Raw genomic sequence first — 12,245 nt, forward strand, 5'->3', positions numbered from 1 at the left:
TTGCCGCACTTCCCGAAGCCAGCCGCCGGCAGCTGGACAGAAAACTACCCCGAGTTGGGGACCGCGCCGGTCGACTACACCGACTCGATCGACCCCGCGTTCTTCGAGGCCGAACGTGACGCCGTGTTCAGGAAGACCTGGCTCAACGTCGGCCGCGTCGAGCGCCTGCCCCGCACCGGCAGCTACTTCACCAGGGAACTACCCTCCGCCGGCAAGGGCACGTCGGTGATCATCACCAAGACCAAGGACGGGTCCGTCAAGGCGTACCACAATGTCTGCCGCCACCGCGGAAACAAGTTGGTGTGGAACGACTTTCCCAACGAGGAGACCTCCGGCACCTGCCGGCAGTTCACCTGCAAGTACCACGCCTGGCGCTACAGCCTCGACGGCGATCTGACCTTCGTTCAACAGGAAGAAGAGTTCTTCGACCTCGACAAGAGCAACTTCGGCCTGGCGCCGGTTCGCTGCGAGGTGTGGGAAGGCTTCATCTTCATCAACTTCGACGACAACGCGGCGCCGCTCACCGACTACCTCGGACCGCTGGCCAAGAGCATCGAGGGCTACCCGTTCGGCGAGATGACCGAGACCTACTCCTACCGGGCGGAGGTCGGCAGCAACTGGAAGCTGTTCATCGACGCGTTCGTCGAGTTCTACCACGCGCCGATCCTGCACCAGGGTCAGTACACCAAGGAAGAAGCCGCCAAGATCCAGAAGTTCGGCTACGAGGCGTTGCACTACGAGCTGGCCGGTCCGCACAACCTGCAGTCGACCTGGGGCGGTCAGGCACCTCCCCCGGACATGTCGATGGTCAAGCCGATGGACCAGGTGTTGCGCAGCGGGTTGTTCGGTCCGTGGGACAAGCCGGAGATCATCCAGAACATGGAGCTGCCACCGGGCGTCAACGTGAAGCGGGTGCCGCAGTGGGGCATCGACTCGTGGCTGTTCTACCCGAACTTCATGCTGCTGATCTGGGAGCCGGGCTGGTATTTGACCTACCACTACTGGCCGACCGCGGTGGACAAGCACATCTTCGAGTCGTCGCTGTATTTCGTGCCGCCGCGCAATGCGCGGGAACGCCTGGCCCAGGAGTTGGCCGCGGTGACGTTCAAGGAGTACGCCCTGCAGGACGCCAACACCCTGGAAGCGACCCAGACCATGATCGGCACGCGGGCCGTCAAGGAGTTCCTGCTCTGCGACCAGGAAGTCTTGATCCGACACCTGCACCACACGACCGCCAACTACGTCAAGGAGTACCAGCGCAATGGCGCTACCGTCTGAATTCGCCGCCCTCGAGCCCTTTTTGGAGTGGGACCTGGCCACCGAGCCCGAGCGCTATGCCAAGCGGTTGGCCTCGACGATGCCCCAGATGCAGGAGTTCTACGACGTCGCTTTCCCGATGCTGAACGACGTCATCGCCTACTGCGACAAGTTCCCCTTGGACGACATGCCGGAGGACGCAAAGACGTTGATGCACATGATGCAGTCGCTCGTCATGGTGTCCTTCCCCATCGAGGCGTGGAAGCAGCCGCGCGTGCCGGACAGCGGCGCGGCGTGGGTTGAAGTGATCCGGGAACCGGTGATCTAGCAGGTGCTGACGCTCAAGGCCGCAGGGCTGCTCGACATTGACGGCGGCGAGATCATCCGGCCCGGCATCCTGAAGATCCAGGACGACCGGATCGTCGGCCTGGGGGGCGACCCCGAAGGCGAAATCATCGAGCTGGGCGACCAGGTTCTATTGCCGGGCCTGATGGACATGGAGGTAAACCTCCTGATGGGCGGGCGCGGCGAGACGCCCGGGCTGTCCCAGGTGCAAGACGACCCGCCGACGCGGGTGCTGCGCGCTGTCGGCAACGCCCGGCGCACGCTGCGCGCCGGTTTCACCACCGTGCGCAACCTGGGATTGTTCGTCAAGACCGGCGGCTACCTGCTCGACGTCGCCCTGGCCAAGGCCATCGACGCGGGCTGGATCGAGGGGCCCCGAATCGTCCCGGCCGGCCACGCGATCACGCCCACCGGCGGGCACCTTGACCCGACGATGTTCGCCGCATTCATGCCGGGCGCACTCGAGCTCACGATCGAAGAGGGCATCGCCAACGGGGTCGACGAGATCCGCAAGGCGGTGCGCTACCAGATCAAGCACGGCGCCGAATTGATCAAGGTGTGCGTTTCCGGCGGTGTCATGTCGTTGACCGGTGAGGCTGGGGCGCAACACTACTCGGACGAGGAACTGCGCGCGATCGTCGACGAGGCGCACCGCCGTGGACTGCGTGTCGCCGCCCACACGCACGGCGCGGAAGCCGTCAAGCACGCGGTCGCGTGCGGTATCGACTGCATCGAGCACGGGTTCCTGATGGACGACGAGGCCATCCAGATGCTGGTCGACAACGACAGGTTCCTGGTGACCACCCGCAGGCTCGCCCAGGCGATGGACGTGTCACGCGCCCCGAAAGCCCTGCAGGACAAGGCGGCCGAGATGTTCCCCAAGGCCGAGACCTCGATCAAGGCCGCCTACGAGGCCGGGGTGAAAATCGCGGTCGGCACCGACGCCCCGGCAATCCCGCACGGCAAGAATGCCGACGAGCTTGTCACGCTGGTGGAATGGGGCATGCCGCCGCTGGCGGTGTTGCGGGCCGCCACCATCACCGCGGCCGAGCTGATCAACTCGACCGACCGGGGGCGCCTCGCGGCGGGCCAGCTCGCGGATATCATCGCGGTACCGGGAAACCCGTTGGAAGACATCACGGTTACCCAGCGCGTCAGCTTCGTCATGAAAGGCGGCAAGGTCTATGTCGACGCCCGATCAGCCTAAAAGCGGCCCAACCCGAACTGATGACTTGGTCGAGATCCAGCAGCTGCTCGGCCGCTACGCGGTCACTATCACCCAGGAGGACATCGAAGGTCTGGTCGCCGTCTTCACTCCCGACGGCACCTACAGCGCCTTCGGCGAGACCTACAGCCTGAGCCGATTTCCGGAATTGGTGGCCGCGGCCCCAAAGGGCTTGTTCCTCACCGGAACCGCGGTGGTCGACCTTAATGGGGATGCGGCCACCGGCACCCAACCGCTGTGCTTCATCGACCATGCCACTCACGACATGCGGATCGGTTACTACCGCGACACCTATCTGCGGACCGCTGACGGGTGGCGACTGAAGACGCGCGCCATGACCTTCATCCGCCGCAGCGGGGTGCACGACTCCGGGCGCCCGCACGCCATCGGCCGTCCCGCCGGTGACTCCGCGGCCCAGGCAGCGACTTAAGGAGCCGACCAATCGAAGTGAATGTCGAGCAGTTCCGGACCGACCTGCGCGCGTGGCTCGACGACAACGATCTGACCCCCGAGCCCGACCACTCGCTGCAGGGGCACATGCGGCAGTTCGCCCGGGTCAGCCGCGCGCTCTACGACGCCGATTGGATGCGGTTCGGCTGGCCGGTCGAGGTCGGTGGGCTGGGCGGCCCGGCAGTGCTGCGCGCGATCGTCGGCGAAGAGGTGGTGGGTCGGCGCTTGGCCGAACCCGGCCCCTATTCGATGCTCGAGGTCCTCGCCCCTACGATGATCGATTACGCGCCCGTGGAGCTCGCCAAGGAAATGGTGCCGCGGCTACTCAGCGGGGAAGAGCAATGGTGCCAAGGCTTTTCCGAGCCGGGGTCGGGCAGTGACCTGGCGTCGCTGACCACCCGCGCGACGCAGCAAGGCGATAACTGGATCGTCAACGGACAAAAGGTCTGGACCAGCTTCGCGCAGTTCTCCACCCGGTGCGTCCTGCTCACCCGCACCGCGCCCGGCCACGACGGGATCACCGCGTTCTTCGTCGACCTCGACACCCCCGGCATCACCATCCGCCCGCTGCGCACGATGCACGGCGTCGACGAATTCTGCGAGGTGTACTACGACGACGTGGTGATTCCGGTCAGCCGGATGCTGGGCAAGCCCGGGGACGGCTGGCGACTCGCGATGGACCTGCTGCCCTACGAACGCTCCGCCTGCTTCTGGCAGCGAATCGCCTACCTCTATTCACGTTTCGACGACTTGATCACCGCGGCGTCAGAAAACGGGGACCCCGACGAATCCGCGCTCGGCGGAGCCTATCTGGCTCTTCATACGTTGCGCTGCCGATCGCGTGCCACCCAGCACCGCATGCGCGACGGGGCCCGGCTGGGGCCGGACACCTCCATCGACAAGGTGCTGCTGGCCTCCGCGGAGCAGCGACTCTACGACACCGTCCGCGACGTGTTGCCGGGAACGCTGGAGCTCGAAGACACGCCGTGGCGTTCGGAATATCTGTATTCGCGCGCCGCGACGATCTACGGCGGCACCGCCGAGATCCAGCGCAATATCATCGCCCGCCGGCTACTCGACCTCGGGAAGGAGTGACCGTGACCCCTCCGACGGACATCGTGTCCGATCCCGAATCGCTTCGCCTGCTTGCGGAGTCGTTGCGGACGACGATGACGGCCGCCTCGGGAGCCAAGCTCGACGCGGCGCTGACCGAGCTCGGCTGGCGCGACATGCTCGACGAAATGCCCGACATCGCAATACCTCTGGTGTTCAAGCTGCTCGGTGAGACCGGTGCCCACGCACCCGTGCTCAACGACGTGGTGCTGCGCGCGGCGGGGGACGCGCCCGGGGGAACCCTGCCGCTGCCGTTCGCCGGTGGCACCTGGGTGCTGTGGGAGCGCCGTGACCATGCCGACTCGGCGATCGACGAGCTGTTGCCGATACACCGTGTGCCTCACGATGATTCGTTGCCGCCAGCCGCGCTGTACGCGGGTTGGCGGGCTCTCGGGTGGTGGCTGGTCGGCACCAGCCGCGCCATGCTGTCACTGGCTCGTCAGCACGCTGTCGACCGGGTCCAGTTCGGTCGGCACATCAGTTCGTTCCAGGCGATCCGGCATCGACTGGCCGAGGCGCTGGTCGCGATCGAGGGTACCGAGGCGACACTGCAGGCCGCCACGGATTGCGACGACCCGCAGGGGCTTGCTTCGCTGCTGGCCAAGGCCGCGGCCGGCCAGGCGGCGCTCATCACCGCGCGTCACTGTCAGCAGGTGCTCGGCGGTATCGGCTTCACCGCCGAACACCCGCTGCACCACCACATCAAGCGGTCGTTGATCCTCGACGGACTGCTGGGTAGTTCGAAAGAACTCACCCGTCAGGCCGGAAAGGCGGTCGTGGCTGCCGGCTCGGCGCCCCGGCTCGCGCAGCTGTAACGCGGCGCGCCCACACCCAGGCGCCGTGCGCGGAGCATGAGATGCTTCGCGGGGGCCACCTGGTGGCTCGGCGTCGGAGCGGACGTCGGCCCCGCCATGAGCCCTGGGAGGTGGGACGCAATGAGTCAGCCGCAAGGACCACAGAACCAGTTCGGGGTCGCCTCGGTGCTCCTGGGCCTGGTCGGACTCATCACCTGCTGGCTGCTGCTCGGGGTGCCCTTCGGCATCGCGGCCGTGGTGACCGGCGACATCGCCCGACGAAGGGTGGTCCGCGGCCAGGCGAACAACCGCCGAACCGCTCTGGCCGGGATGGTTCTAGGGACGGTTGCGATAGTTGCGGGTCTTGTCGCCATCGGCTACTACGCCCACCTGGACGCCCGAAACCATTGACGCGCAGATCAATTGCGCGGTAACCCGAGCACGCGTTCGGCGATGATGTTGCGCTGAATCTCCGACGTACCACCGGCGATGGTCGCGGCGAAGGTGCGCGCGTACCGGTCGAACCAGCTGCCGTAGTGGCTGTCCAGGTTGAGCGGGGCGAACGGGGCGGTGACTCCGCGCAAGGCCAGTCCCTCGCCGTCCTTGGCGGCCAGCGCGTCCTCGCAGGCGCGTTGCATCGCCTCCGAGCCGAGCAACTTGAGCACCGACTGGGCGGGCACGTCCTCTTCGCCACGCGCGGCTTTGGCGAGCGTCGCCGACCCCAGTAGCCGCATCGCGTAGAAATCCATCACCAGCGTCGCGTAGCTGTCCCGCTGCACCGGCCCCGAGGGGCTCGACTCGACGGTCATCGCGTGCAGCATGTCCGCGTAGTCCAGCCACAGCATCGCGCGTTCGTGGCCGAGCGAACCGGTCGCGACGCGCCAGCCGCCGTTGAGCTCCCCCACCAGGTTCTCGGCCGGCACCCGGGCATCGGTGAAGAAGACCTCGTTGAAGTCGACGTCTTCGATGTCACCCATCGAGGCGAACGGCCTCCGAACCACACCGGGGGTGTCGGTGGGGATCAGTAAAGCGCTGATCCCCTTGTGTTTTGGCGCATCCGGATCGGTGCGCACGAATGTCAGCAACACATCGGCGTGATGGGCGCCCGATGTCCACACCTTCTGCCCGTTGACGATGAAGCAGTCGCCTTGCGAATCGGAGTGGCGCACCGCGCGCGTCTTCAGCGAAGCGAGATCCGATCCCGCGCCGGGCTCGCTCATTCCCAGCGACGCGGTGATTTCCGCGCGCAGGATCGGCACCGCCCACCGTTGCTTCTGTTCGGGCGTCCCGAACGACAACAACGACGCCGCGATGATCCCGACGCCCTGGGGATTGAAACTTTGATAGATCCGCCGGCGCGACAACTCTTCGGAGTACACGTACTGCTGCAGCAGCGTCGCGTTGCGTCCGCCGAACTCCGGCGGGTTGCCGGGTTGTAGCCAGCCGTTGTCGAACAGCAGGCGTTGCCACCGGCGGGCCCACTCCGGAATGTCAGAGCTCGACTGCGGCCGCACCACCGCCTCGGCCTCGGAAGGCAGGTGTGCGTCGAGGAAAGCCACGAACTCGGCTCGGAACGCCTCCACGTCGGCGTCAAACGTCAGCTGCACGGCACTTCCCGGGTTGCTCCTGAGCGTTCCCACACGTCGGTAGATCAAGGTTTCCGCCGACGACGCGGTTCACTCTTGCGATTACGCTTCCATACACACGTCTAAGAGAATAGTATTCTCGTGGTAAGAAAGTTACAATCTCCGACACGTGATCCGTGAGGGGGTCGAGCGCAGCGATGTCACGGCGTTCTCCGGTAGAGTCCAACCATGTTCTCCCCGCGCGGCAATCACCTGAGTCGGCCGTGACCAATCCAAGCGAAGAGCCGGCCTGGAAGCAGCGTGCGGTCGAGCGGTCGATCAAGACGGCGAAATTGCGTGCGGCGCAGCGCGTTCAGCGCTTCCTCGACGCCGCCCAGGCCATCATCATCGAAAAGGGCAGCACGGACTTTACCGTGCAGGAGGTCGTTGACCGCTCCCGCCAGTCGTTGCGCAGCTTCTACCTGCAGTTCGACGGCAAACACGAGTTGCTGCTGGCGCTGTTCGAGGACGCACTGAGCCGGTCGGCCGACCAGATCCGCGCGGCCACCGAGAACCAGGCCGATCCACTGGAGCGGCTGCAGGTCGCCGTGCAGCTCCTGTACGAAGCGTCCCGCCCGGACCCGACGGCCAAGCGCCCGCTGTTCACCGACTTTGCTCCTCGACTGCTTGTCACCCACCCGGCTGAGGTCAAGATCGCCCATGCACCGCTGCTCGCGTTGCTGACCGAACTGATGGACGCGGCGCATGATGCCGGCAAGCTGCGCACCACCATCAACCCCAAGCGGGTGGCCGCCATGACCATGCAGACGGTGATGTTCATCGCACAATCCAGCGGCGGGCCCGACGACGCGACGACGCATCCGATCACCGCCGAAGAGGTATGGGATTTCTGCTCACGCGGATTCGTCGCGTAGCGCCCGAACGCCCCGCGTTCCCGCATCTCGCCATGAGCAAATAGCGCACGCCGTTTGCCGGTGAGAATGAGATTCTCTAATATCTAGAACCACAAATAGCCGAAACGGATTCGTCATTGACACCCGCGACGGCCGAATGACAGAGTTCAAGGGCGGCAAGACTCGCGGTCCCGGACGCATCGTTCTCCGGCGCAGGCGTGCCGATCGATCAAGTCAGGAGTTGAGGTAGCCATGACCGGACGTGTTGAGGGCAAAGTCGCTTTCGTCACCGGAGCGGCGCGCGGTCAGGGCCGCAGCCACGCGGTGCGGTTGGCCCAGGAGGGTGCCGACATCATCGCCATCGACATCTGCAAGCCCATCCGCGAAGGCGTGCTGGACACCGCGATCCCGGCATCGACACCCGAAGACCTCGCCGAGACCGCCGACCTGGTCAAGGGGCACAACCGCAGGATCTTCACGGCCGAAGTCGACGTGCGCGACTATGCCGCACTCAAGGCGGCGGTGGACACCGGCGTCGAGCAACTCGGCCGGCTCGACATCATCGTGGCCAACGCCGGAATCGGCAACGGCGGCGAAACGTTGGACAAGACCAGCGAAGAAGACTGGACCGAGATGATCGACATCAACCTGGCCGGCGTGTGGAAAACCGTGAAAGCCGGTGTGCCGCATCTGATCGCGGGCGGCAACGGCGGTTCGATCATCCTGACCAGCTCGGTCGGCGGGCTCAAGGCCTACCCCCACACCGGCCACTATGTCGCGGCCAAGCACGGCGTCGTCGGGCTGATGCGCGCCTTCGGAGTTGAGCTGGGACAGCACATGATTCGCGTCAACTCCGTGCACCCGACCCACGTCAAGACGCCCATGCTGCACAACGACGGCACCTTCAAGATGTTCCGTCCCGACCTGGAAAACCCGGGTCCCGACGACATGGCGCCGATCTGTCAACTGTTCCACACGCTGCCGATCCCCTGGGTCGAGCCGATCGACATCAGCAACGCGGTGCTGTTCTTCGCCTCGGACGAGGCCCGCTACATCACCGGCGTGACCCTGCCCATCGATGCGGGTAGCTGCCTCAAGTAGCCGCTAGAAGGGGCTGCTGTTGGACTGCCATTCGGCCGATTCGGGTCGCGGCCCGTAGCGGCGGATGTAGTCCTCGTGCATCCGCGCCTGTTTTTGTCGATTGATCACGTCGACCAGGTTCGGATCCAGTCCATGAACGGCCAACCGGTGGCGGCGCCAGACCTTGTTCAGGGCAAGGGTTATCAGCAACGCCCAGATGTAGAGCGGCGCCGTCATCTCCGTGTGCACGTAGAGCGAGGCGGGCAGCAACCAAAACGGGGCAAGGACCAACAGGGGCGGTATGGCCCACCTGATCATGTGCCGGCGGATGGCTCCCTCCCCGGCCAGATCGCGCGCCACCCAGTCACGCATCGAGTCGGGCAGTCGTCGCCCGTAGGCATAGCCGATGCGCTGCCAGAGACTGGGTTTCGCGGCGGTCATGATGGCTCCTCGGGGTGATGTCAGGATTGCAGTGCGCCGGCTGCCACGGCGGCGGCGTTGATTCGGGTAAGGACCTGATGCAGGTTCTCGAGCTCGGCCAGTTCCACGCCCAGGCGCGCCACCACGGCGGGCGGGATCTCGAGTGCCTTCTCCCGCAACGCGATTCCGCGCTGTGTGAGCGTCACATCGGTGGTGCGTTCGTCGGCCGGATTCTTGGCACGAGTGATCAGCCCCTGCCCCTCCAAGCGCTTGAGCATCGGCGACAGCGTCGCGGAATCCATCTGCAAGGCCGCGGCGATCTGCTTGACCGACAACGGAAACCGGTCGGCCCCGGGCGTCTTGCGGTGATCCCACAACGCCAGCATCACCAGATATTGCGGATGGGTCAGCCCGAGGGGCTCCAGCAGGGGCCGATACACCGCCAACACCGCCCGGTTGGTCGTCGCGAGCGCGAAGCACACCTGGTGTTCCAGGGCGAGCGGATCGATTTCGCGAGCGGTCGCAGCGGCCATAATTATATGGTGCCCTAATAGTTAGCAGGCTATCTACATGACGCCTCTCACACCGCCCACCGCCCGGGTAATACGCTCGGAATCTATGGACGATTTCGACGGACGCGGGGCGGTAATCACCGGCGGTGCGAGCGGCATCGGGTTGGCCACCGCCACCGAATTCGCCCGGCGGGGCGCCCGCGTGGTGCTGTCTGATGTCGATCAGCCCGCGCTGGAACAGGCGGTGAACCGGCTGCGCGGCGAGGGGTTCGACGCAAACGGCGTGGTCTGCGACGTCCGGCACCTCGAGGAGATGGTGCACCTCGCGGAGGAGTCCTTCCGGTTGCTCGGCCAGGTCGATGTCCTGTTCAGCAACGCCGGCATCGTCGTCGCGGGGCCGATGGCCCAGACGAGCCACGACGACTGGCGCTGGGTGATCGACATCGACCTGTGGGGTTCGATCCATGCCGTCGAGGCGTTCGTGCCGAGGCTGCTCGATCAAGGCAAGGGTGGGCACATCGCATTCACCGCGTCCTTCGCCGGGCTGGTGCCCAACAACGGCCTGGGGACCTACGGCGTTGCCAAGTACGGCGTCGTCGGACTCGCCGAAACGCTCGCCCGCGAGCTCAAGCCCAACGGCATCGGGGTGTCGGTGCTGTGCCCGATGGTGGTGGAGACCAAGCTGGTCTCCAACTCCGAACGGATTCGCGGCGCGGACTATGGGCTGTCTGCATCACCCGAGGGGGCGTTCGGGACACTGCCGACGCAGGACGAGGCGGTCAGCGCGGACGACGTCGCGCGGTTGACGGCCAATGCGATCCTGGCCAACCGCCTCTACGTGCTGCCGCACGGGGCCGCCCGGGATTCGATCCGCCGCCGGTTCGAGCGCATCGACCGGACCTTCGACGAACAGGCCGCCGAGGGCTGGACGCACTAGCTCGATGGTGACGGCCCGCCGCACCCGGCTTCGCCGCACTTGCGACCGCCACTAGCTCGATGGTGACGGCCCGCCGCACCCGGCTTCGCCGCACTTACGACCGCCACTAGCTCGATGGCGGCGGCCCCAATCGGTAGTCACCGGTCTGGGGGTCGTGGTACCAGCCGCTGGCAGCGTGGGTGCCGCCGTCGACGTGCAGCGTCTGCCCGGTGACATAGACCGACATGTCGGAAGCCAGAAACACTGCAGCGGCGGCGATTTCGTCGACATGACCGGGGCGGCCCAGCGGCACGATGTCCGCCATGGCCGCCGCCGCACCGTCGCTGTTGAGCGCCGCCAGGCCCTCGGTGAGCGTGATGTCGGGCGCTATCGCGTTGACCCGGATGCCGTACGGCGCCAACTCCAGAGCCGCGGTCTTGGTGTAGTTGATCACCCCCGCTTTGGCCGCGGCGTAGGCGGCATAGCCCGGTGCGGCTCGGACGCCTTCGATCGACGTCACCGAGATGACGCTGCCGCCAACGCCCGCGGCAACCAGCTGCCGGGCAACTCGCTGGGTGCAGAGCAGCACGTGGCGCAGGTTCGCCTTATACAGTGCGTCCCAGCCGTTTTCGCTGGTGTCCAGCAGGGGCGAGGAGAACACCCCGCCGGCATTGTTCACCAGGATCGTCGGCGTGCCCAGCTCGGCGCTGGTGCGTTCCAGGGCGGCGTCGACCTGGTTGCCGTCTCGGACGTCGGTGACGATTCCCAGGGCCCCGATGGCTTCGGACGCTTGCGCACAGGTCTGCGGGTCACGCTCCCAGATCGCCACCCGCGCACCGAATGCGGCCATGCCGGCGGCAATCCCGCGACCGATGCCCGCTCCCCCACCGGTCACCACGGCGACGCGGTCGGTGAGCAGGATGTTCGAGGGGTCGATCGTCATCGTCGATCAGCTCCGCGCGTGCATCGCCGGTGCACTGCCGATCACACCGTCGGCTTCCAGCTCGGCGATCTGCGAATCGGACAGGCCCAATCGGGACAGCAGTTCGTGATTGTGTTGCCCCAGCAACGGCGCATGCGCGGTGTGGAACTTGTGGGGACCGGTCGAGAACCTCATCGGCACGGTGCTGAGCCTAGCCGGGCCGTTGACGGGATGGTCGACAACTTCGAAGAAATCCCGAAAGGCCAACTGTTCCAGCTCGGGTTGCCGGTGCGGTTGCATGACCTTGGCCACCGGCACTCCGGCGCCCCACAGGGTTGCGACGATTTCGTCGCGGCTGCGGCGCTCGCACCAGGCGGCGAGCTGGCCATCGATTCGGTCGTGGTGCAGGCGCCGGCCCGCCTGGGTCGAAAGCGCGGAATCGGTTGCCCAAGAAGGTGACCCGATCGCCCGGGCCAGACTGGCCCACTGCTCGTCGGTGACCACGGCGATGGCGACCCAGCTGTCGAGGCGGCCGAATTCGTCGATGTCGGCGCTCAGATAGAGGTTCTGCGGCGCGGCGGTCGGTCCCCGGTTGCCCGCGCGCGCCAGCAGCGCGCCGTACGCCGAGTACTCGATGACCTGCTCGGCGGCGATGCTGAGCGCGGCATCGACCATCGCCGCTTCGACGAACACGCCCTCGCCCGTGCGGCGCCGGTGCTCGAGCGCCAGCAG

Annotated in this window: 15 protein-coding genes; 10 read left to right on the top strand and 5 right to left on the bottom strand. The window is 66.2% G+C overall.

Annotated elements, in window-relative coordinates; all coding sequences use genetic code 11:
* The 7 genes from A5622_RS20715 (at position 1) to A5622_RS20745 (ending at position 5,595) form a co-directional block, all read left to right on the top strand.
* Positions 1-1,278 (top strand): aromatic ring-hydroxylating dioxygenase subunit alpha, encoded by a 1,278-nt coding sequence (locus A5622_RS20715; protein WP_066865788.1) that lies wholly within the window; start codon positions 1-3, stop codon positions 1,276-1,278.
* The gene (locus tag A5622_RS20720; protein WP_066880940.1) at positions 1,262-1,585 is read left to right on the top strand and encodes a hypothetical protein; all 324 of its coding nucleotides are present in this window, start codon (positions 1,262-1,264) and stop codon (positions 1,583-1,585) included. Before A5622_RS20715 ends, A5622_RS20720 begins: the two co-directional genes overlap by 17 nt.
* A 3-nt stretch (positions 1,586-1,588) precedes the next feature.
* Positions 1,589-2,809 carry an amidohydrolase family protein gene (locus A5622_RS20725; RefSeq protein ID WP_066880942.1) on the top strand — a complete coding sequence of 407 codons (1,221 nt, stop codon included), beginning with the start codon at positions 1,589-1,591 and terminating at the stop codon, positions 2,807-2,809.
* Entirely contained in the window at positions 2,787-3,257 is a 471-nt protein-coding gene (locus A5622_RS20730; protein WP_066865779.1) for a nuclear transport factor 2 family protein, read from the top strand. The genes A5622_RS20725 and A5622_RS20730 overlap by 23 nt, the downstream gene beginning before the upstream one ends.
* A gap of 17 nt (positions 3,258-3,274) precedes the next feature.
* Positions 3,275-4,372, top strand: a complete 1,098-nt coding sequence (locus A5622_RS20735; RefSeq protein WP_066880943.1) for an acyl-CoA dehydrogenase family protein — start codon at positions 3,275-3,277, stop codon at positions 4,370-4,372.
* Positions 4,373-4,446: 74 nt separating this feature from the next.
* A complete protein-coding gene (locus A5622_RS20740) occupies positions 4,447-5,205 on the top strand; it encodes an acyl-CoA dehydrogenase family protein (RefSeq protein ID WP_232003016.1) in 759 nt (252 codons plus the stop codon).
* Positions 5,206-5,325: 120 nt separating this feature from the next.
* Positions 5,326-5,595 carry a DUF4190 domain-containing protein gene (locus A5622_RS20745; RefSeq protein ID WP_066865763.1) on the top strand — a complete coding sequence of 90 codons (270 nt, stop codon included), beginning with the start codon at positions 5,326-5,328 and terminating at the stop codon, positions 5,593-5,595.
* Between the two features lie 8 nt (positions 5,596-5,603).
* On the opposite strand, the gene A5622_RS20750 is transcribed toward A5622_RS20745, so the two are convergent.
* The gene (locus A5622_RS20750) at positions 5,604-6,791 is read right to left on the bottom strand and encodes an acyl-CoA dehydrogenase family protein (RefSeq protein WP_066880947.1); all 1,188 of its coding nucleotides are present in this window, start codon (positions 6,789-6,791) and stop codon (positions 5,604-5,606) included.
* Positions 6,792-7,033: 242 nt separating this feature from the next.
* On the opposite strand from A5622_RS20750, the gene A5622_RS20755 reads away from it, so the two are divergent.
* The gene (locus A5622_RS20755) at positions 7,034-7,684 is read left to right on the top strand and encodes a TetR/AcrR family transcriptional regulator (protein ID WP_066865760.1); all 651 of its coding nucleotides are present in this window, start codon (positions 7,034-7,036) and stop codon (positions 7,682-7,684) included.
* Positions 7,685-7,915: 231 nt separating this feature from the next.
* Positions 7,916-8,764 carry a mycofactocin-coupled SDR family oxidoreductase gene (locus A5622_RS20760; protein WP_066865757.1) on the top strand — a complete coding sequence of 283 codons (849 nt, stop codon included), beginning with the start codon at positions 7,916-7,918 and terminating at the stop codon, positions 8,762-8,764.
* A gap of 3 nt (positions 8,765-8,767) precedes the next feature.
* Here A5622_RS20760 and A5622_RS20765 read toward each other — a convergent pair whose 3' ends face one another.
* A complete protein-coding gene (locus tag A5622_RS20765) occupies positions 8,768-9,184 on the bottom strand; it encodes a DUF5313 domain-containing protein (protein ID WP_066880949.1) in 417 nt (138 codons plus the stop codon).
* A 20-nt stretch (positions 9,185-9,204) separates the two neighbouring features.
* Positions 9,205-9,696, bottom strand: coding sequence for a MarR family winged helix-turn-helix transcriptional regulator (locus A5622_RS20770; protein ID WP_066865751.1), 492 nt, complete (start codon positions 9,694-9,696; stop codon positions 9,205-9,207).
* Positions 9,697-9,781: 85 nt separating this feature from the next.
* Between A5622_RS20770 and A5622_RS20775 the strand changes: the two genes are divergently transcribed.
* Complete coding sequence (locus A5622_RS20775; protein ID WP_066880950.1) at positions 9,782-10,612, top strand: SDR family NAD(P)-dependent oxidoreductase; 831 nt, start codon at positions 9,782-9,784, stop codon at positions 10,610-10,612.
* Positions 10,613-10,718: 106 nt separating this feature from the next.
* On the opposite strand, the gene A5622_RS20780 is transcribed toward A5622_RS20775, so the two are convergent.
* Positions 10,719-11,534 carry an SDR family NAD(P)-dependent oxidoreductase gene (locus A5622_RS20780; RefSeq protein WP_066880953.1) on the bottom strand — a complete coding sequence of 272 codons (816 nt, stop codon included), beginning with the start codon at positions 11,532-11,534 and terminating at the stop codon, positions 10,719-10,721.
* Positions 11,535-11,540: 6 nt separating this feature from the next.
* A partial coding sequence (locus A5622_RS20785; RefSeq protein ID WP_197508059.1) for a CoA transferase occupies positions 11,541-12,245 on the bottom strand: 705 nt, incomplete at its 5' end.

It is taken from the genome of Mycobacterium sp. 1245801.1, assembly GCF_001673055.1.
GTDB classification, from domain to species: Bacteria; Actinomycetota; Actinomycetes; order Mycobacteriales; family Mycobacteriaceae; genus Mycobacterium; species Mycobacterium europaeum_A.